This window comes from Amycolatopsis sp. EV170708-02-1 (assembly GCF_022479115.1).
Taxonomy (GTDB): Bacteria; Actinomycetota; Actinomycetes; order Mycobacteriales; family Pseudonocardiaceae; genus Amycolatopsis.
Window position 1 is genome coordinate 9,134,870 of record NZ_CP092497.1, and the last position, 21,455, is coordinate 9,156,324.

12 protein-coding genes are annotated in these 21,455 nt (G+C 70.5%); 4 read left to right on the plus strand and 8 right to left on the minus strand.

The annotated features are described in order from the left end of the window. The first annotated feature begins 40 nt into the window (after positions 1-40). The 4 genes from MJQ72_RS41970 (at position 41) to MJQ72_RS41985 (ending at position 4,720) form a co-directional block, all read left to right on the plus strand. A complete protein-coding gene (locus MJQ72_RS41970) occupies positions 41-1,459 on the plus strand; it encodes a CCA tRNA nucleotidyltransferase (RefSeq protein WP_240596386.1) in 1,419 nt (472 codons plus the stop codon). Positions 1,460-1,538: 79 nt separating this feature from the next. After that, positions 1,539-2,846, plus strand: a complete 1,308-nt coding sequence (locus MJQ72_RS41975) for a sensor histidine kinase (RefSeq protein WP_063274168.1) — start codon at positions 1,539-1,541, stop codon at positions 2,844-2,846. Positions 2,847-2,862: 16 nt separating this feature from the next. Then, positions 2,863-3,714 carry a class I SAM-dependent methyltransferase gene (locus tag MJQ72_RS41980; RefSeq protein WP_240596387.1) on the plus strand — a complete coding sequence of 284 codons (852 nt, stop codon included), beginning with the start codon at positions 2,863-2,865 and terminating at the stop codon, positions 3,712-3,714. A 19-nt stretch (positions 3,715-3,733) separates the two neighbouring features. Further along, positions 3,734-4,720, plus strand: coding sequence for an LLM class flavin-dependent oxidoreductase (locus tag MJQ72_RS41985; protein WP_240596388.1), 987 nt, complete (start codon positions 3,734-3,736; stop codon positions 4,718-4,720). Positions 4,721-4,780: 60 nt separating this feature from the next. Here the strand turns inward: MJQ72_RS41985 and MJQ72_RS41990 are convergent, their stop codons facing one another. The 8 genes from MJQ72_RS41990 to MJQ72_RS42025 all read right to left on the minus strand — a co-directional run bounded on the left by MJQ72_RS41990 (position 4,781) and on the right by MJQ72_RS42025 (position 21,445). Then, entirely contained in the window at positions 4,781-6,706 is a 1,926-nt protein-coding gene (locus tag MJQ72_RS41990; RefSeq protein ID WP_240596389.1) for a TNT domain-containing protein, read from the minus strand. A gap of 40 nt (positions 6,707-6,746) precedes the next feature. Then, complete coding sequence (locus MJQ72_RS41995; protein ID WP_240596390.1) at positions 6,747-7,862, minus strand: ADP-ribosylglycohydrolase family protein; 1,116 nt, start codon at positions 7,860-7,862, stop codon at positions 6,747-6,749. A gap of 4 nt (positions 7,863-7,866) precedes the next feature. Continuing rightward, complete coding sequence (locus MJQ72_RS42000; protein ID WP_240596391.1) at positions 7,867-9,885, minus strand: YrhB domain-containing protein; 2,019 nt, start codon at positions 9,883-9,885, stop codon at positions 7,867-7,869. An 11-nt stretch (positions 9,886-9,896) separates the two neighbouring features. After that, positions 9,897-11,510 (minus strand): ADP-ribosylglycohydrolase family protein, encoded by a 1,614-nt coding sequence (locus MJQ72_RS42005; protein ID WP_240596392.1) that lies wholly within the window; start codon positions 11,508-11,510, stop codon positions 9,897-9,899. Positions 11,511-11,623: 113 nt separating this feature from the next. Continuing rightward, positions 11,624-12,142 carry a YrhB family protein gene (locus MJQ72_RS42010; RefSeq protein ID WP_240596393.1) on the minus strand — a complete coding sequence of 173 codons (519 nt, stop codon included), beginning with the start codon at positions 12,140-12,142 and terminating at the stop codon, positions 11,624-11,626. Next, on the minus strand, positions 12,143-13,612 hold the full coding sequence (locus MJQ72_RS42015) for a TNT domain-containing protein (protein WP_240596394.1): 1,470 nt from the start codon (positions 13,610-13,612) through the stop codon (positions 12,143-12,145). A 37-nt stretch (positions 13,613-13,649) separates the two neighbouring features. Continuing rightward, a complete protein-coding gene (locus MJQ72_RS42020) occupies positions 13,650-14,117 on the minus strand; it encodes a hypothetical protein (protein WP_240596395.1) in 468 nt (155 codons plus the stop codon). Further along, a complete protein-coding gene (locus MJQ72_RS42025; protein ID WP_261367995.1) occupies positions 14,114-21,445 on the minus strand; it encodes a toxin glutamine deamidase domain-containing protein in 7,332 nt (2,443 codons plus the stop codon). The genes MJQ72_RS42020 and MJQ72_RS42025 overlap by 4 nt, the downstream gene beginning before the upstream one ends. Positions 21,446-21,455: the final 10 nt, after the last annotated feature.

Genomic DNA, 21,455 nt, shown 5'->3' on the forward strand with positions numbered 1-21,455 from the left:
GGTGGTCGCCGGGCAGGCGATTGCGGGGAAGAGCACTGCGATGCAGAACGCTGTGACAGAGCTGATGCGCATCTCCCCGCTCGCGGACGAGCTCGCGAAGCTCTTCGCGAAGGCGGGGCACAGCCTGTACCTGGTCGGCGGCAGCGTCCGCGACATGATGCTGCGCAGGCTGTCGAGCGACCTCGACTTCACCACCGACGCCCGGCCGGACCAGGTGCTCAAGATCGTCAGCGCCTGGGGCGACGCGGTGTGGGACGTCGGCATCGCGTTCGGCACCGTCGGCGTGACCAAACAGGGCATGACCCTGGAGATCACCACGTTCCGCGCCGACAGCTACGACCGCGTCGGCCGCAATCCCGAGGTCACCTTCGGCGACAGCATCGAGGGCGACCTGCTGCGCCGCGACTTCACGGTCAACGCGATGGCGATCGACCTGGCGAACAAGACCTTCGTCGATCCGCACGGCGGCCTCCAGGCGCTGCAGGACAAGGTGCTCGACACGCCCGCCACCCCGCAGGAGTCCTTCGCCGACGACCCGCTGCGCATGCTGCGGGCCGCGCGGTTCTCCGCGCAGCTCGGGTTCACCGCGGCGCCGCGCGTGGTCGACGCGATGTCGTCGATGGCCGAGGAGATCGACCGGATCACCGCCGAGCGCGTCCAGGCCGAGCTGTCGAAGCTGCTGCTCGCGGACGATCCCCGTCCCGGGATCGAGCTGCTGGTGGACACCCGTCTCGCCGATCGCGTGCTCCCCGAGGTGCCGGGGATGCGGCTGGCGATCGACGAGCACCACCAGCACAAGGACGTCTACCAGCACTCGCTGACCGTGCTCGCGCAGGCGATCGACCTGGAGAAGTCGCACGAACCGACCTCCGAGCCGGATCTGATCCTGCGGCTCGCGGCGCTCCTGCACGACGTCGGCAAGCCCGCGACGCGCGAGTTCCAGCCCGGTGGCGGCGTGAGCTTCCACCACCACGAGGTCGTCGGCGCGAAGATGGCCCGCAAACGTTTGCGGGCGCTGAAGTTCTCGAAGGAGATCGTCCAGGACGTCAGCCAGCTCGTGTTCCTGCACCTGCGGTTCCACGGCTACGGCAAGGGCGAATGGACGGATTCGGCGGTGCGGCGCTACGTCACCGACGCCGGCGACCTGCTGCCCCGCCTGCACAAGCTGGTGCGCGCCGACTGCACCACGCGCAACCGCAAGAAGGCGGCCGCGCTGCAGGCGACCTACGACGACCTCGAGCGACGGATCGCCGCGATCCAGGCGCAGGAGGACCTCGACCGGGTCCGGCCGGACCTCAACGGCGAGGAGATCATGCGCATCCTCGACCTCAAGCCGGGGCCGGACGTCGGCAAGGCGTGGAAGCACCTGAAGGAACTGCGGCTCGACCGCGGCCCGCTGGAGCACGACGAGGCGGTGGCCGAATTGAAGAAGTGGGCCGCCGAGAACGGCATAGGCTGAGATAAACCCCCTTGGTCTCTGGATCCACGCGGCGTAACCCGAGATACTCCTGCCGGTGCTCCGGGCAGGGGGAAAATCCATGGCGAAGCGGCCGCCCAGTTTCCTGGTGACTTTGCTGCGCCGTGGCGCGCCCGCGCTGGCGACGGCGACGAGCGAGCTGTCGGACGAGGTCGGCGACCCGACACCGATGCGCGCGCTGCGGCGGATCCAGCAGATGTCCGGCCCCATCGACACGGCCCATCGCGACAACCTGCTGCTCAGGGCAGCCCGCTACGTCGCCCTCGTCCCGCTGGTCTACCGGCTCTTCGCGGTGCCCGGCGCGTTCGGCGTCTACGTCTCCACCCACGGCATGATCGGGATCGGCCCGGTCGGGCTGGTGGCGCTCGGCTCGGTCGGGCTGTCGCTCTACGGGATCCGGTGGATGCTGCGTTCGGCGCCGTTCCGCCCGCAGCACGCCGCCCGGCTGCTGGCGATCGACCTCGTGTTCACCCTGCTCGCGCCGTTGGCCGTCGGTGCGCTGGTGCCGGCTTCGGTCTTCACCGAGGCGATGGCGGTGCCCGGCAAGCACCTGCTCGGCGAGGTCGCGCTGCTGGCGCTGGCGCTGGGCATGCCCGCCGCCGCGGCGCTCGCCGTCGTCAGCTTCCCGGTGCGGATGCTGGCGTCGGTGTTCGGCACCGGTCACGCCGCGCCCGGCGACGCGATGGCCACCTTCCCGGCGATCCTCGGTGTCCTTTTCACCGCGAGCGGTGCCCTCGTCCTGATCGGGCTCGGCACCCGGCTGGCCCTCGCGTACGGCATCCGCAACGGCCGGATCGCCGAACGCGCCCGCCAGCATCGGATGCTGCACGACTCCGTGTTGCAGACCCTCGAAGCGATCGCGCTGGCCAACAAGGGCGATCCGGCCGCGCGGCTCGCGGAGGTGCAGCGGCTGGCGCGGGCGCAATCGATGGAGCTGCGGCGGACGATCGAGAACGAGGCGTCGGAACGGTCTGAGGCCGGTTCGCGGCCGCTGGGCGAGAAGCTCGCGTCGCTGGCGGCGGAGATGGCGCGGGACGGGCTGCGCGCCCAGCTCGTGATCGCCGAGCTCGACGACGACACGCTTTCCGAGGTCCGGCAGATCGCCATCCGCGACGCCGTCCGCGAGTCGCTGCGCAACACCCTCAAACACGCGGGGACGGACAAGGTCGTGGTGCGGGTCGAGGAGCAGGAAGGCGGCGTCGCGGTGATCACGCGCGATCACGGCGCCGGGTTCAGCCTCGACACCCGGCCCGCCGGTTTCGGGATCAGCGAGTCCATCACCGCCCGCCTGAACGAGGTCGGCGGGACCGCGAGGGTGGAGTCGGCTCCGGGCAATGGCACCAGAGTCACCCTTTGGGTGCCTTTCTGACGGTAAACAGGAGAACATGAAGAAATCGGACGTCCTGGCCGAAGCGCTCACCGCGTACCGCGACGGTGACCGGGCCCAGGCAGCGGACCTCGCCGAGCGGGCCGGATCCACGCTCGGCATCGAACTGCACCGGTACCTGACCGAGGGTGGCGGTGGTGCCGTCTACGACCGGCCCGCCGCGTTCACCGCGTTCATCCGTGGCGGTGGCAACGTCAAGCTCTACCGGCAGCTCAGCGCCATGCTCGCCCGGCGCTACGGCAGCGTCGGTTCCCTGCTCGACCTCGGTTGCGGAGACGGTCTCGCCGTCGTCCCGGCGCTCGAACAGGCGGACCGGCAGCCCGGCCGGATCGATCTGGTCGAGCCGTCCAGCGCGCTGCTCGCGGAAACGCGCAAGCACCTCGACGGCACCCGTGGTCTGCACACGTGGGAGGCCACCGCGCAGGAGTTCCTCGGCCGCGACGACGACCAGCAGTGGCAGCTGACGCAGTCGACCTTCGCGCTCCAGTCGATCCCGACCGGGGAACGCACCGAGGTCCTGCGGGCACTCCGGCCCCGTACGTCGTGTCTGGTGCTGGCCGAATTCGACGTGCCCGAATACGACGAAGACTCCGCCGAGTACCTGCTTTCCCTGGTCACGCGCTACGAACGCGGGATCGCGGAGTACGGCAAGGAGGCGCCGCTGGTGGCGCAGGGGTTCCTGCTGCCGGTCCTGCTCGGCCTGGTCGAACCCGGGACGGGCCGGACGAACTGGGAACAGCCCGCCACCGATTGGGCTTCGCAGCTGAAGGAAGCGGGCTTCACCGGCATCCGGATCGAGCCGCTCGCGGACTACTGGTGGTCGCCCGCGGTGCTGATCACCGCGTCCTGAGTTTGGCTACGTTGGGTGCATGGGGATCCTGCTTTCCGCGCTCGAACTCGCCATCGTCGAGGACGGCCGCGCGGCCACCGAAGTACTCGCGTCGACAGCCACCGTCACCACGAAACTGGAGGAACTGGGGTATCACCGCGTCTGGATCGCGGAGCACCACGGCTCGCCCGCCATCGCCACGGCTTCGCCGCCGGTGCTGGCCGCGCATCTGGCGGCGGTGACGTCGTCGATCCGGGTCGGCTCCGGCGGGGTGATGGCACCGAACCACGCCCCGCTGGCGGTCGCCGAGCAGTTCGCGACGCTTTCGGCGCTGCACCCCGGCCGGATCGACCTCGGCGTCGGGCGTGGGCCCGGCACCTTCGACGAGAAGATCGTCCGCGCGTTGCGGCGGGGCGCCGATCCGGCGACGGACGAGGACTACCGCGCCGACGTCGCCGAGCTGCTGCGGCATCTGGCCGGGGAGACCGGGATCCGGGTGCTGCCCGGCGAGGTGCCGACGCCGGAGCCGTGGCTGCTGTGCTCCAGCGCGGCCGGCGCCCTGCTCGCCGCCGAGCTCGGCCTACCGATCGCGGTCGCGCACCACATCCGTCCGCAGAACACCGCCGAGGTGCTGCGGGCGTATCGCGAGAACTTCAAGCCGTCCCAGTGGCGCGAAGAGCCGTACGTGATCCTCTGCGTCGAGACCATCTGCGCGGACACAGACGCCGAAGCGGCCTACGTCGCCGGGCCGTGCGCGGTGATCAAGTCGTACCTGCTGAACGGCGAGGGCGGCGACCTCGCCTTCCCGACCAGGGAGCAGGCCGCCACGCACGAGTTCACCCCGGAATCGAAGGAGCTGATCGCTCAGTTCACCGCCGCGCAGGCGCACGGCGGACCGGCGAAGGTGGTGCGGTCGCTGAAGGATCTCGCTGCGGCCACCGGTGCCGACGAGCTGATGCTGACGGCACCGGTGTACGACGCGGCCGCGCGGGCCCGCTCCTACGAGCTGGTCGCGAAGGCGTTCTGACGCCCTGCATTTAGTCCTCTGAATGCGGTAGTTGCGTGTGCAAGGACCGCATCCAGAGGACTAAATGCGGGAAAGCGCGCCGGATTCGAGATGCTGGGCGATCGGCCGCGGCAGCACGTAGGCCACCGCCCCGCCCGGCGTCCCGTTCCACGGCGCGGTGATGCCGGTGACCACGCGCAGCGGCCGCAGGACGCGGTAGAGCCGCCGCTCGCGTTCGCGGTCCGCGGCCAGCGACGTCTCGATGAACCGCGCCGATTCGGCGTGCACGAGGTTGCCGGTCTCGTTCCCGAACCGCTGCACCGTGGTGCCCGCCGGGAGGACGACGATCCGCTTGCGCCGGAAGAAGTTCAGCGGCGGCTCGCCTCGCAGCGGCAGGATCGGCCAGTCGGCCGGGTTGTCGGCCTCCTCGCTCGCGCCCGCCGCGGCCCGTGCCGGATACAGCAGCAGGGTGCCGAGGAAGAACCGCGCAGCCTCTTCGAGTTTGGCGAACGCCACCGGCTCGTCGGTCGGCGGACGGGACACTTCCCAGCCGCTTTCGGTGCGGCGCAAGGTCCACAGCCCCGGCTCCGGGACCGCGTTCGCGCCGATCCGGTAGGCCGTCGGCGCCACGCCGTGCTCGGCCAGCCGCTGGTAGAGGACGTCCAGCACCTCGACGGCCCGGATGTCGCGGGCGGGCTCGCCGTCGCGTTCGACCCGGGTGCGGGCGCTCTCGTCCGGCAGGTCCGCGGCGGTCTGCGGCGGCCGCGGCTTGCCGACGATGTCCGCCTCGGCGGTCGCCCGCACCAGCTCGCCGACCAGCGGCGGCCGGAAACCGGCGGCCCGGATGTGCTCGATCAGCTCGGGCTCCGGCGGCACCCCGTATTTCCGCAGGTAGTGCGGGACGGCGGCGGGCCAGATCCAGACGCCGTCGGTGTGGAAGGCGTTCGGCACGTCCGGCGGGCCGTTCGGGGTGAAGATGTCGGGCTGCGGACCCGGTCTGGTCAACGCCACCGGCGAGCGGAAGAGGTAGTCCAGGACGCCGCGCATCATGTCCGGCGGCACCGGCGGCCGGTTGACGACCGGACGTTCGCCCTCGTTGTGGGCGTCGACGACCTGCGCGTGCCGGAACACGACGTCCAGCGGCAGCCCCGCCTTGGCCGAAAGCCAGGCCGGGACGTGCTTCTGGTCGCGCGGGAAGATCGCGAGCTCGGTCGCGTACGCGCGCGGAGACGGCTTACCGCCTTCGTTCGGCGCTAGCCGCCACGTCGGCTCCTGATCGGCGTCGAAGTCGAAGTCGAAGTGCGACTCCGCGTCGAGCGTGAACGTGCCCTGGAACCAGGTGCCGGTCTCGGGCTGATGCATCGCCGCGCGCAGCCGCGCGAACAGCGAGCCGAGCTCCGGCGGGGCCGCGACCGACACCGACACCGGGCCGTTGCCCTCGTCGCCGACCGAGCGGACCTCGAGTTCGGAGTAGTCGCCGACCTGCCGGAACTGGGCACCGACCCGCTGCCAGCCGGGCGGCAGCACCCGCAGCAGGGTCCGGCCGATGGCGCGCAGCAGCGCGGCCTGGTCACCCGTACCCGCCTGAAGCCGGGATTCCGGCGTCTCGACAAAGTCGTGCCTGGTCTGCCACAAGGCCGTCAGCCGTGTCGGCGCGGCGGTGGTCGAGAAGTCCGTCAGGCCCAGCTCTGCCGCGCGGGCCGCGTCCTCGCCCGCCCAGCGCAACGTCAGGTCGCCGCCGCCGGTGCTCGGCGCGATCTGGAAATGCTCGTCGTCGAACCGGCCGTACGACTGCAGGCTGAAGGTCGCGCCCGCCTCGCCGTTCAGCACGACCCTGGCCGGACGGCCGTTCCAGTCGCGGTCGAAGCCCTCGGGCGCCGCTTCCCCCGGCGGCGCGATGAGCAGTAACGTGCCGTCTTCGGTCGACCGCTGGGCCGCGAAGACGGTGTCCCCCCAGACGGCGTACAGGCCATCCGGCCGCTCCGCCGCTTGAACCCGGTAACGCACTATGTGTCCCCTCCCCAAGTACCCCAAACCGGAGGTAAATCTAGTGGGCCGGATAGCGGGCGTACCACCGGTCGTCACCCGGTGCGCTCCCGCCGAACTCCGCGAGCGCGTCGTCCGCCAGCCGTCCGATCACCTCGGCCAGTTCCAGCTTCTCGAGCCAGTCCGTCCGCAGGGCCTGCTCGCCGTACATCGCGCCGACGAGGTTTCCGCAGATCGACCCCGTCGAGTCGCTGTCGCCGCTGTGGTTCACCGACGCGAGCAGCGCGGTGTTCGCGTCCGTGGTGGTCAGTGCGACGTAGACCGACATCGAAAGCGCGGTTTCGCCGATGTTCCCCTGGCCGAGTGTTTCGAGCTTCTCCGGCGTCGGAGCACCTTCGCGGGCCAGGGCGAGTGCCTGGTCCAGCGCGACGCTCTGCTCCTCGTGCCCCCGGTACTTCTCCAGCTCGGCACGGGCGGTCGCGACGGCGTCGAGCAGCGGTTTCCCGAGCAGCAGCTCGCGCACGATCACCGCGAAGGCACCCGACGAGAGATACCCGCTCGGGTGACCGTGCGTCAGCGCCGCGCTCTCGGCGCCGAGCCGGAACACCTCGGCGAGGTCGTCCGACCACAGCGCGACCGGTGCCGCGCGCATGATCCCGCCGCAGCCCTTCGAGTTGTTCACCGGCTTGTCCATGCCGACGCGCACGCCCGTCCTGCCGTACGCCTCCAGCTCGCCGAAGCAGGTGAGCCCGGGCGCGCGACGGCTGAACAGCTCGCGGTTCGTGATCAGCCAGCCGTCCGGTTCCGCGCTCGTGTCCTTCGGGCCGCGTGCCCGCTCCCACGGAATGCCCTGGGTGTGCAGCCAGCGCTGGTAGGCCAGCTGGAGCGACTGCTCTACGGGGGTGGTAGCAAAGGTCCCTTGCTCCCGGCGGGCGGCGGCATGGGCCCTGACCAGGCCTTCGAGGGTGAAGAGCGTCATCTGGGTGTCGTCGGTGATCCGCCCGACGCCGCCGTACGCGGGGATGAGGTCGGTGATCCCGGCGGGGCCGGCGATCTCGCGGATGCGGTCGATCGAGTCGAACTCGGTCTTCGCGCCGAGCGCGTCGCCGATCGCCCCGGCGAGCAGGCTGCCGCGCAGCCGCGACCTGGTCGCCGGATGTTGAAGCCACTCGCGCATTGGTCTACTGATCTCCTCGTGGATACCGTTTCGCGTCCCAGCGCCGCCGCTCTTCGGGCTCGCGGGGCAGGCCGAAGCGGTTGAAGTAGTAATAGGCGTCGCCCGCCAGATTGTCGATGACGCCGAGTCCGGAGTACGCGGCGAGCCAGGCCTCCGGGAGACCGGGCACGGTGAGCCTCGCGCCCACCATGGCTCCAGTGAGCGCCGCGGTCACCGAGCCGCCGCGGGCGGCCAGCGCCAGCGCTGCTTCGGCGTCGTACCCGCGCTTGGCGGCGGCGAACAGGGCCCGGCCGAGCACCGAAAGCGGCGTCCTGCCGTCCCCGATGCTGTCGAACTGCTCGACGTCATCACCGCCGACGTCGTTCCGGAGGTCGAGCACGGTTTTGACCAGCTCGCCGACCTCGCCGCTGTACTCGTCGAAGCCTTCGAGGAAGTTCGCGACCGCCAGCTCGCCGTCCCGGGCCGCGAGCTGGGCGCGGAACACGTTCACCAGCAGTTCGGCGCCGTGGACGACCTCGTGCCCGGCGGCGGAACCGACCAGTTCGCGGACCACCTTCATCGCGTAGAAGGTGCTGTCGGCGGGACCCTGCACGCCACCGGTCACCGTCGCGGCGAGCGCGGTCGCCAGCATCGCCGAGAACTCGGCGGGCGCGGGTCCGGCGTTCGCGGTGGCCTTGGCGACCCAGCCGTCCGGCCGTCCGCCCGCGGGCAGCGAGGCCGGGATCTCGGGTTTGTCCGGCGTGGGATCCAGGCCGCGGATCACCGATTCGGTGTGGAACAGCAGCTGCCGGGTCAGGCCGCCGAGCGGCAGGCCGTCGGCGGGATCGGCGCCCGAGCCGAGTGCGTCGCCGAGCGCGAAGCCGACGTACGCGCCGAGAAGCCGCGGGTACGCGAAGCTGCCGACGGGGAGCGTCGGGTCGTAGAACTTCCCGAACGTCCAGGCGCTCGGACGCGGCTCGCCGTTGTCGTAGTAGTGCGTGACCAGCCCGTTGGTGAACAGGTCTTCGGGCAGTTCGGGCAGCGGACGGCCGTCGTACTTCGCCCGGGAGCGCTCGAACGACAGCGTCGAGGCCTGCGTGAAGCGAGTGAGCTCTTCGCTGCTCAGGGGGTAGCCGTTGTCCCGCGCCTGGTCGACGAGGCTCCGCAGGTTCGCGACGGCCGCGGTGTCGTACTCCCCGCTGAAGTAGGCGGGACGCCCGACGGACTCGGGGCGCTCGGTCCCGGCCGGGAGGTCGAGGTCGGCGACCTGCCGCAGCGTCTCCGGGTAGACGTTGAACGTCTCCGGGCGGCCGGGGTTGACCAGCAGGCCGAGGCCCGGGGTGTCCTTGCCCCGGCGCAACAGCACGCGGGGCTGGATCCGCTGCCACACCGTGTACTCGGACGGGACCTGGGCCTCGGAGGTGTAGACGACGAAACGCACGCCCGCGTCACCGAAGTCGCGGACCTGCAGGTGGCCGTCCTTCGCCGGGGCCAGCACGTCGAGGTCGAGCATCCAGTGGACGAACTCCTCCGGCGTGATCCACTCGACGCGGAGGTAGCCGAGGAGCGTCTCGACGGGGCTTTCCGGCGCCGGGCGGCCGGCGAAACGCGGCCCGGGCCGGTGCTCCGGGTTCGCGCGGACCGCGCCGGTCGGCTCGCCGAAGAGCGTGTGCTGCTCCCAGCGCAGGATCGCCGCCTTCGGCACGGGCAAGCCGGGGACGGCGGCCGGGTCGAACTCGGGATCGACGACTTCCGTCCACCGGGTGAACGCTTCAGTGTCGTCGCCCGCCGCCGAAACGGCCATCAGCTCCAGGTCGAGGCGGATTTCGCCACCGTCGTCCGGGACGAAGGCGACCGGGCTGGGGAACAGCCCGGTGCCGGGGTCGGTGCCGTCGAGCCAGCCGACGGTGTTGTAGGTGACGTTCCAGCCGTCGGTCGCGCGCACGACGTACTCGCGGCGGACCCGCAACGCGCCGGTCCCCTCCCCGCCCTGGTCCGTCAGCCATTCCTCGACGCGGCTGACGGCTTCCTCTTCGTTCATCATCCCCATTTCGTTCACCAGCGGGGATACCGCTGGGACCAGCCGTCGACCTCGTGCAGCGCCGAGTGGCGGTCGAAGTGCCAGAACGCGTCCGTGGCGATGTTCTCCAGCAGGTACCGCAGTTCCAGTTGCTCGACCCACTTCTGCGGCAGCCCCGGGATACCGGTGCGGGCGCCGAGCAGCGCGCCGGCGATGGCGCCGGTGATCGCGCTGCGGCCCGAGTGGTTGACCGCCCGCAGCAGCGCCTGCTCCGGGTAGTTCTCGAAGCCGGACAGCGCCGCGAACGCGCGGCCCAGCACGGAAAGCGTGCCCTTGCCGTCGCCGATCAGCTCCGGGACCCGCAGATCGGGCAGGCCGTGTTTGCCGAAGAACGGCACCGATTCCGCGACCATCGCCTTGAGATCCGCCCAGACCGGGCCCCGCTGGTGCGGGTTCTGGTCGCTGAAGATCTCGCGGGAGGTGTTCCAGACCGGGTAGCTGAACGCCTCCGAGGTCAGCGCCGGTTCGAACAGCCAGGTCAGGTAGGTCGCCGCCTCGACGTCGACCTCACCCGGATGCGTGACCGCGACGAGGTCGCGCACCGCCTGCCGGACGCCGCCGCTCATCGCGCTCCCCGGCCCGGCCGCGGTCATCGCCGCCGGCAGCGCCGCGACCAGCGCGTCCGGTCCGCTCATCGGCATCGCCGTCGGCGAGACGGTCGCCAGCGCGTGGTAGGCGTTCAGCTCGGCGTCGTCGGGGGTGCGGCGGACGCGGAGTTCCGGCACCTTCACGAGCCAGCCGTCGGCGTTGTCCAGCGGCGCGCCCTGGGTGTGCAGCCAGCGCATCAGCGAGTTGCGGGCGACCGTGCCGAGCGCCTTTTCGGCGTCGCGGTTCTCCGGCTGCTCGCGATGCGGGCTGCGGATCACGGCCTCGGTGTAGAACAGCAGCCGCTGGGTGAGCGGCCCGACGCGACCGGGCAGGTCGAAGGCGACCGTCAGGTCCGAGACGCCCTCGGGGCCGTAGGTGTTGTGGATCTCGTCGAGCCGCATCCGGTCGACAGCCGCGCCGAGGGCCTCGCCGAGCGCGAAGCCCACATACGCGCCCGTGACGCGCTGCCAGCCGTAGCGCGAGCTGGAGCGGTCTCGGTCGAAGTACTTGCCGAAGGTGTCCAGACGCGGCTGGATCTGGCCTTCGTTGTCGTAGCCCGGCGCCAGCCCGTTCGCCCGAAGGTCGTTCGGACGGGAGCGGGGCGGCTCCGGCTGCTTGAGCCGGGCCAGCCAAGACTGGCCGAGGATGGTCTTCTGGCATTCCTCGGCGCTCAGCTCGAAACCACGACGGCGTGCCCGCTCGGCCGCCGCCAGTGGCGGTTTCACCGGCTCGGCCAGGCCCATCTTCGCGGCGGTTTCGGCGGCGAAGGTCTCCAGTTCCGGATCCGCTTCCGGGCAGCGTTCGTTGACGTCGACCCCCGCGCCCCGGCGGGGGAACCGCTGCGCGGTCTCGGCGAGTTCGGCGCCGCTGACGTCCTCGAACGTCGCGGGACCGCCGTTGATCACGAGGTTCGGCGGACTCTCGTACCCGGCCAGGGTGGCGATGTCGACCTTCCAGTACCCGTGTTCGCGGGACGGGAGGTTCCTGGTCGAGCTGAACACCCGCAGCTCGGCGCGCTCCTCGTTGAAGTAGAACCGCTCCGTCTTGCCCGACGCCAGGTCGAGCGGGACGTAGACCTCGCAGCGCAGCAGCCCGATGAGCAGCTGTTCCCTGGTCAGCCAGCCGACGCTGGCGAACGACAGCAGCGTTTCGAGCTTGTTCTCCGGCTTCGGGTAACCACGGCGGACCGGACCGGCCTTGTACTCGGGTTCTCCCGTTCCTCCCCGGTCTGCACGCCTTCCGCGTTGACCTTGACCCAGCCCGCGACGACGGCAGGCGGGACGCCGAGGTCACCGAGACCGGCCTTGGCGTACTCGGGGTCGACGACCTCGCGCCAGGCCTCCTGGCCGGGGAACGCGACCGGGACGCTGAGCCCGCCGGGCTGCGGATGCGCCTGGCGCAGCTCGCCGTCGGGCTCGCGCACGATCACCGACGGCGGCGGGAAGATCTCCTTCTCGGCGTGACCCTCGTCGAGGAAGGCGATCGTGTTGTAGGGGACCGACCAGCCCTCAGGGATGCGCAGGACCTTCTCGTGGTTCACGCGCAGGCCGGCGCCGCCCGGTTCGGACACGTCCGGACCGTGGACCGCGCGCAGCCACTCTTCGACCTTGGCTACCGCTTCCGCCGATTCCACCTACTCGATCCTCTCCAGGCTGCCGTCGGACACGTGCTCGGCGATGGTCCTCGGGAGCACGTAGGCCACCGCCCCACCAGGCATGTTCGCCCAAGGGACGGTGACACCGATGATCACGTGGAGCGGGCGTCGCAGCCGGTAGGTCCCACCGACACGCTCCCGTTCCAGCGGCAGGGACGTCGTGGCGAACCGTACCCCTCCGTGGTGAACCAGATTGCCGGTTTCCTCGCCGAACCGCAGTACGACCGTACCGGCGACCATCCGGCTCACGCGCTTGTTGCGGAGCAAGGTGAGGGGAGGCTCACCCGGTGCCGCGTGCACCGGCCAGTCGGCGAGTTCCTTCGCCGTCTCCAGTGGCGTCTCGTGTCCGGCGGTCATCCGCGCCGGATGCAGCAGAACCGCGCCGAGGAGCTGATGCGACGCGTCTTCGAGCTTGTCGAAATACTTCGGCGAGACCGCGGCGCCGCCCGAGTAGGCCGCGACCTCCCAGCCCTTCTCGGTGAAGTTGAGGCACCAGGCGCCGTCCGCGCGGTCGCCGATGCGGTACGCCTCCGGCCAGACGGCGTGCTCGCCGAGCCTGCTGACCAGCACGACCAGGAGTTCTTCGTCGGTCAGGTCCGGATTCGGCGACGTCTCCAGCTCCGCGGCGATGTCGCCCTCGGTCTTCTTGACGTCGGAGCGGCCCGGTCTCGGTCTCGGCTTCCCGAGCAGGTCCGCTTCCGCGGTCCGCCGCACCAGATGTTCGACGTACGGCGGCTGGAACCGCTGGCCGCGGATGTGCTCGACCAGCTCCTGCTCCGGCGGGATCCCGTATTTCCGCAGGTAGTGCGGCACGGACGCGTGCCAGATCCAGGTGCCGTCGGTGTGGTAGCTCTCCGGGACGTCGCCGTCGGCCTCCGGATCGAAGATGTCCTTGCCGAGCCCGCTGCCGGACAGGATCGCCGGTTCCCGTTCGAGGTACTGCGCGATCAGCGGCGCTTCGGACTCGTCGAGCTCCGGCCGGTCCACCACCGGCGGTTCGCCCTCGGTGTACGCGTCGACGATCCGGGCGTGCCGGAACTCGACGCGCAACGGAAGCTGCGCGCGCAGCCGCCACCAGTCCGGGACGTGCTCGTCCTCGCGCGGGAACGCGGCCAGCTCGTCCGGGTACGCCGAAGCCGGCGGTGCCTCGGTCCACGACGGCTCGTCGTCGAGGGTGAAGTCGAAGTCGAAGGTGCCGTCGGGTTTCAGCGTGAACCGCGACTGGAGCCACGTCCCCCGGCCGGTCGTGTACATCCCGGTGCGGAGCCTGCCGAAGAGCTCGTTCAGCTCGGGCGCGGGCACGAGGTTGTGGCCCTCGAGTTCGGTGTGCTCCCCGGCCTGCCGGAAATCGGCGACCGCGGCGTGGGCGGGGTCGGTGATGCCCGCCAGGATGAGCCTGCCGATCTGGACCAGGAGCGCGCGCTGTTGTTCCGGAGTGAGTTGTTCCACGTGAATCATCGCGCCCGGTTCGGCCGGCTGAGCGGGCTCATTCCGAGTCCCCTTCCTCCGGTGGTTCGTATTCGGGGAACCGCGGCTCCGCCCGGAAGGACGGCGGTTCACCGGCGGCGCGGCGGGCCAGCTCGTCCTCCCACATCTTGAAGGTGCGCTTGCGCAGCGACTGGATTAACGCCACTTCCTGTGGCTGCATGTCGCGTTCTTCTCGCCGAGCCTGGTCGTAGAGGCCGTCGATGGTGTCGTAAAGCGCGAAGACCGCACCCTCGCCTTTGAGGTAGCGCGAGCGGGCGTACTCGGTCTCCTGCACGAACTTCTGCTCGGGAACCTTGCTGATGTCCGAGCTGGCCATCGCGCGAAGGACTTCACGGACGTGGCTCGGGTCTTCCTCGAATTCACCGGTGCGCAGATTGAGGAGATACCCGGTGAGGCCGCCGTCCGGCGTCGCGTCGACCCGGTAGGTCTGCGCGTAGTAGGTGAAGTAGGCCGGCGTCTCGATCACGTGCTCTCCTCCGGGGGCTTCGGCAGCCCCTGCTTCAGCCCGTCCATGAACTTCACCCGCACCTGGTTGATCAGCGCGGCTTCCAGCTGCGCCTGCAACTCGGTCAGCCTGCCCTGGCTTTTCGCGTCCTCGCCCGCCGAGTCGGGGATGTTCTCGTCCATCGCCCGGTTGTACGTCGGGAAGTCCCGGCGGACCTCGTAGAGGGCGTGCTCGAAGACGGCGACGTCGTCGATGCTCTTCAGATGCAGCCGCAGTTCGGCGACGTGCCCGTTCGGGAGCCGGACGTTCATCTGCAGGTCGCGGTAACCACTCGCCTGCGGGTTCGCGAACCGGTCCTCGAACTTGACGATCTTGAGGTCGTCCCGCTTCATGATCTTGTCCAGCGCCTGGTAGGCGTCCGCGACGGTGTTGAACTGGATCTTCGCGCCGACGAGGTCGACCAGCCGGGAGGCGTCACCGCCGTACTTGGCGATCTTAGCCAGCGCCCGGCTTTCCGTCTTGGGTTCGGTCCGGGCGCCGGGGATGTCGTTCTCCCCGGCAAGCTCGGCGACGATTCGGTTGAGATGCCCCTGGTTTTCGGCCCAGGCGGCTTCTTCCCTGGCGAGGAATTCCTTGATCTTGGCGATGTTCCCGACGTGCTCTTCGGGGAACCCGGCGTGGACCCGGTGCTGCAGCGGCGCATTGGCGGCCACCGCGGCCGCCGCGTCGGCGATCTCCCGCTGCTCCGGGGTCAGTGGCGTCTCGCCCGGCCCCGCCTGTTCGACGCGGTCGATCAGCTGGTTGTCGTTCTCGCCCGCCTCCGTGACCGCGTCGTGCAGCATCGGGATCGCGTCCGGATGCTGGAGCAGGCTGCCGATGGTCTTCGGATTGTGCAGCAGGGAGTCGACGAGGTACCGGTTGTCCGGATCCAGCATCAGGTCGACGAGCTTCTGCTGACCAGGAAGGTGGTCGCGGATGAAGTCGCTCAGCGGCCCGAGGTCGTGCTGGACACCATCGTCGGTCGTGATCCGGACACGATCCCTGGTGTCGTCGAGTCCGGCGAGCGCCGCCTCGAACTCCGGGGTGGCGAGCAGCCGGTCGGCATTGGCGCGCGTCTCGGGATCGACGTGCGCGGGGGGTTCCGGCAACGACTGGGACGCCATGCCGTAGCCCGCGTCGCGCGGCGGCGTGACGATGGGGCGGCCGTCCGGCCCGATCCGCGACGGCTGCACGTCGGGCGCGTCTTCCCTGGCGAACGCGATCCGCGGGTCCACCGCCGGCTGATCCGGCCGCGCGAACGCGATCCGCGGGTCGACGGGCCGCGTCGACGAGGTCTCCGTCTGCGTGGTGTGGCCGTCGGTGTGCTGCGCGGCCGGGCCCTCCGGGACACCGACGTGCATCAGCTTCACGCCCAGCGGCGGATGCGGCAGGTTCATCAGCGCGCCCGACTGCGGGTCGAGGAACGCGACGCCGTCACGCGTGTTCGCCACCATGGCGACGTGGCCGCGCTCGACGCCGTTCTCGTCGAGGTACTTCACCGCGACCACCGCGTGGTGATCGGTCGGCATGCCGCGCATCTCGCGGATGACGGTGTCGTAGTCGGCTCGGTCGGAGAACTGCCCGCCGAACCGCCCTTCGACGTGCTCCAGCGTGCCGCGGCTGTCCATCTCGTGCACGAGCAGCGGGCCGGCGGTCGAGTCGATGCCGTTCAGGCGATCCATGTACGCGCCCGGCGTGCGGGTGCAGTTGGAGCGGTAACCGTTCGCCAGCGCGTCGGGGTCGTTGAAGCGCGGGTTGACCTCGCCGAGCCGCGGATGCCGGTCGGCGATGTACGCGGCCTGCTGCTCGGGGCTCGCCGAACCGGCGTGGATCGCCGGCTCGCTCGGCGGGTTGGTCGCGACCGCCATCGACGAGTAGTCCCGCTCCGGGGCGGGCAGCTCGATCGTGTTGTCGGTGACGGGCTGCTCGCCGTACTCGGGTCCCTTGTCGGCGTCCGCGACCTTGTGGTCCGCCGGGTTCTCCGTGGTGACGTGCGGGGTCTGCGGCTCGTCGAAGCCACCGAGGCGCGCCATCGACTGCGCCTGGGCGAGGCGAGCGAGCTCCGGCGCCTCCGCGGCGTGCCGGGCCCGCCGCTCGTCCATTTTCTGCTTGGCGGTCTCGGGGTCGAGGTAGCGCGGGTCGCCGGGAGTGACCTCTTCGGCGTGGATGACCCACTTCGGCCGGTCGACCAGCGGCGGAGTCTTGAACTCCTTGCTGTGCACGTAAAGCTGCGTGGCCGGCTTGTTGATGGCCTCGTTCTCGCCGGGGTTCTCGGCGAGCGACGAGACGTCCTTGCCCGTCTTCGAGACGATGTGGATCTCGACGTCCTGGCCGAACTTCGACTTCGTGTCCGGCGACGTCTTGATGGTGGAGCTGGTCATCGTCGGCTCGGGCACGGTCTGGCCGGGCTCGTAATGCGCCGCCATGATCGCGGCGGCCTGCATGTCGCCCTTGGTGTCGATGCCGCGGATGGCCTCGCCGTGGAAGTCCGGCAGCTCGTTGAGCGCGCCGACGATCGCCCGGGTGCTGCGCTGGGCGTTCTCGAAGTCGGGGTGCGACTCACCCTTGCGGTTCGCTTCGTTGATCGCGTAGGCGTGCTCGCGCGAGTACGAGTAGATCGCTTCGGCCGCTTCGGGCGAGACGCGGTCCTTCAGCGGGCTCGCTTCGAGACGCTTCAGCGCCTTTTCGCGGGCCTGCTCGGCGAGTTCGGCGCTGTCGTAGCGATCACGGAGGCTCTTGTGATCCTCAGGCGTGCCACGGAAGTTCTCGTCGCCGAGGTAGCTCTCGTCGATTCGGGCCGGCGTTTCCTCCGGACCCTTGAGCCGCTCGGCGATGTCGAGTTCGGTCTTGGGCGCCTGCTCCTGGGCCGGGCTTTCGGTATGCGTGCGCTCCGGCGCTTCCGGCGTGTGCGGAGCGTCGCCGCCGCCCATCGGCATCGCCTTGATCGACGTCGGATCGTCGGGCAGCGTCGCGAGCCGCCCGGTCATCGGGTCGGCGAAGACCACGCCGTGCGGCGTGTTCACCGCGGCGACGATGCGCGTCTCGATCCGGTCCTTGGACCGCGGTGAGCCTTCCGGCGCGTTCGGATCGGCGGCGGCGTGATGCTCGAACGCCACCGCGGTCCGCGCGCCGACCGGTCGTTCGCCCAGCTCACGGGCGATGTCGGCGAAGCCGTTCCGATCCGACCACTGCCCGCCGAGCCGGTCGCTCACGTGCTGCAGCGGCGAACCACCCGTCGACTGCCCGGCGACGGCGTCGCCACCGTCCATCCGGTTCTCGAACGCGACCAGCGCCTCGGCCGAGTTCGTCTGATAGCCGTCCTTCCACGATTCGGGCGCGTAGTAGTTGCGGGTGTTGGCCTCGCCGATCGCGGGGAGCTCGTCCATGACCAGCCGGACCTGCTGGTGCGGCGTCTCGGTCGAACCGGCGTGGATGACCGGCGTCCCGCCCTCTTCGAGCGGTTTCGCCAGCTCGGACCAGCCGCCGTCGGGGGCGTGCTCTCTCGGCGGCTTCGGGGTCTCCCGGACCGGCGCGTCCGTGGCGTCGACCCAGCCGCCCTTGCCGTCGGCCAGCTTGGTTTCGAGCCCGCCGAGGCCCTGGTTCTGGAACAGCTCCGGGTGATCGCGGCGCAGCTGGGCTTCCTGGTCGGCGGCTTCCTGCGCCAGCCGCTCCTGCACGGCGTTGTTGTAGTCGCGCCGTTCGGCGACCTTCTGGTGGACCTCGTCCGGGCTCAGGTGGCCGTCTTCACCGGCGACGACCTCTTCGCATTCGACGATCCACTTCGGCAGGTCGTTCGGCGAACCGTCGTCCAGCCGCTTCTTGTAGTCCGGGTGTTCGGGATGCCCCGGGCCCATCTTGACGTCGGTGACACGCAGCTGCGTCGCCGACTTCATCAGCACTTCGCGTTCGTCCTTTTTGGACGCGAGGTCTTCGATGTGGCGTCCGGTCTTCGACTGGATGCGCATCTCGACTTCGCCGGGGAAGTTGCTGCGCGGATGCTCGGGCGTGACCCGCGACGTGCTCAGCATCTGCGGGTCGACCATGACCTGGCCCTTGGTGTGCGCATCGAGGAAGGCACGGATCGCGCTCTCGTTGCCGCCGAAGTTCACCCGCCGCGAAACGAGCCCCTCGTAGGCGGGCATCTCGTTGAGGCCGGAGGTGATCGCCTCGATATGCGGACGGAGCGCGTCCAGCTCCGGGCCGCCGTGGCGCTGGGCGTGCGTGATCCGCTCGGCCATGTCGGTGCGCGTGTAGCTGTGCACCGCGTAGGCGCCCTGATCCGACATTTCCTTGACGCGCGGATCTTCGTGGGCGTCGCGTTTGGCGAGACCTTCGCGGCGGACCTGTTCGCTCCGCGCTTCCCCGGTGTCCTTGTCGAAACCTCGTTTGTCGATCTGCGTCTCGGCGAGCGCGCGATAGGCGGCCGGATCGTCCGTGTGGAAGTCCGGGTCGGTCAGGTACGGCTCGTCGACAGTGGTCTTGTCGGTGCTGTCGGTGCTGTCGGTCTTGTCGTCGGGCGTGACGTCCTGGGGCGCCTCGGTGTCGTGCGGAGCGTCGGGGTCCTTGGGGGTCTCGACGTTCTTCGGCGTCTCGGCGTCCTTGGGGACTTCGGTGTCCTTCGGCGCCTGAGTGTCCTTCGGCGTCTCGATGTCCTTGGGCGGGTTCCCGCCGCGGTCCTGGGGCACCTGCTGCGGCGCGTGCTCCACCGGCCGCACCGGTGGCTGCTGCTGCGGCGGACGCTGGGGACCCGCGTTCCCGTCGTGGCCGGGGCGCGGGGCCGGGACCTGCGGCGGACGTTGCGGACCACCGAACCGCGGCGGCTCGGCTCCGGGCGGCATCGGCCGGCCGGGCTGCTGTCCGGGACGGCCCGGCTGCCCGGGGTGGTGACCGGGCGGAGGCGGCGGCATGGGGCCGCGGTTGCCGGGGAACGGACCGTTGCCCGGATGCGGGGGCCGCGGCGGATATCCCGCCGGGCCGCGGTTGCCAGGAGGCGGACCGGGCGGAGGTGTCTGCGGGCGCGGCGGAACCCCGCCGTTCGGACCAGGACCGGGACCAGGCCTGCCCTGATACCCCTGGGGCGGCCGCGGCGGACCGGGCGGCTGTGGCGGTTGCTGCGGACCCTGAGGACGCTGACGCTGCGGAGGCCCACCCTGGCCAGGGTGCGGGGGCGGCGGCTGCGGCCCGGTCGGACGCGTCCCCATCGGGCCGGGCTGCCCCTGCTGTCCTCGATGCGGCATCGGTCCGCCGCCACCACCAGGAGGAGGCGGCGGAGGCGCGAAACCACCGGGAGGCGGCGGCTGCGTCGGCTGCTGGCCCTGGAAGGGCATCGGCGCGGGCGGCTGGTCGAACCGCGGCTGCTGCGGTCCGCCGTTCCCGGCGAGGCCCGCGGCCTGGACGCTGTCGTTCGGCCGGGCGGGCCGGGACGGATCGTGTCCGCCGGGCGGGAAGCCGCCTGGCGTGGGCCCATTGCCGGGCGGGTTGCCGCCGGGCGCCATGCCGTAGCCACCCGACGGAGCGGACGAGCCCGAGTTCGACGCCATGCCGTAGCCACCGGAACTCGACGGCGCGCCCGAGGAAGCGGCGGGCGGCATCGCGCTGGATTGCGACGGACTCGGCGAAGGGCTGTGCGACGGACTCGGCGCCGGACTGGACGCCGGTCCTTGTGACGGGCCGGCCGCCGGCGTTTGTGCCGGAGCGCTCGCCGGTGTCTGGGCAGGGTTCGCCGCCGGGGCTTGCGACTGGGCGGCGGGTGCCTGCTGCTGATTCCCCGCCGCGGCCTGCTGCTGCTGTTGTTGTTGCTGACCGGATCCGTTGTCCGCGGCCGGTGCGTTCTGGTGGGTCTGCGCCGCACGCTGACCGTCACCGGTGTTCGCCGGGGCGTCCGCCGGACGTTCCGGAGCCTGCGTCGAGGACTGGCTGACCCGGTCGCCGTCGGCCGCCCGCTGCGGCTGCGGATCGGCACTCCGCGGCGAAGCGTCACTGTCCGAAGTGGACCGTGGCGCCGGATCCGACGAAGAGTCCGACCGCGAGGACGAACCCGAATCCGACGAAGAACCCGAGTCCGACGAAGAGTCCGACCGCGAGGACGAACCCGAATCCGACGAAGAACCCGAGTCCGACGAAGAGTCCGACCGCGAGGACGAACCCGAATCCGACGAAGAACCCGAGTCCGATGAAGAGTCCGACCGCGTAGCGGAACCCGAGTCCGAAGAACCCGAGTCCGATGAAGAGTCCGACCGCGTAGCGGAACCCGAGTCCGAAGAACCCGGCGTGCGCGAAGGCGTCCCCGAATCCCCGGTATCCACATCCGGCGTCGAAGGCCCGTCGCCCGCCGAAGGGCCGGGCGTGTTCGCGGCCTTGATGTCGCCGATCTGGCTCTTGGCCCCGTCGACACCGCCGCCGACCGCCCCGCCGGACGCGCCCATCAGGACGTCCTTGGCCGAAAGCTTGTCCAGGTCGCCGGTGACGGCGGCCTGCCCGACCGTGCTGGCGACCCCTTCGGCCGCGCCGCGGACGGCACCGCGCGCCGCGCTGTCAACGATCTGGCCGCCGACGCTGTCCGAAAGCCCCTTGGTGGCGCCCTTGCCGATACTGCTGCTGCCCGCGCCCACCACGCCGTCGACGGCACCGCTGATCGCGGAATCCTTGGTCTTGCTGAAATCCCAGCTGTCGCGGTCGCCCTTGGCCATCTGCAGGCCCTGGATCCCCGCGTCCATGGCGAGGTTCATCGCCGTGTTCTGCAGGACTTCCTTGCCGATCTTCTTCAGGCCCTCCTTGAGCAGCTTCTCGAGGAGTTCCTTCGCGACCTTCTTGAAGCCTTCCTGCGCGAGCTTCTGCATCAGCTGGCGGAAGATCATCTGGACGGTCATGCGGGTGGCGATCTGCGCCGGTGCGATCCCGGCCGTCGAACCGCCGAACGTCACCGCCGCGGCCGCGATCATCGCGACGATCTGCGCGGCCAGGATCACCAGCGAGATGATGATCATGTACTTCGTGTACTCGACGTCCAGCGCGGTCGCGTTGCACGAGTCGCCGAGCGCCTTCGAAGAATCGGCGAGCGACTTGAAGTACGCCTCGTCGCCCTCGACGAACTTCTTCCAGGCCTCGGCGAACTTCTCCGCGCCCTGGCCGCTCCAGCCGCCGAGGACCTCGGTGGCGCCCTTGGTCGCGGTGTCGGCGATCGGCTGGATCGCCTTCGAGGCGTTGTGCCAGGCGTCGCGCAGTTCGCGGAGCTTGTCCTCGTCGCCTTCGGGCCAGCTTTCCCCGACGACGATCGGCAAGAGCCACTTGACCGCGTCGGGCATCTCCATACCCACGGCG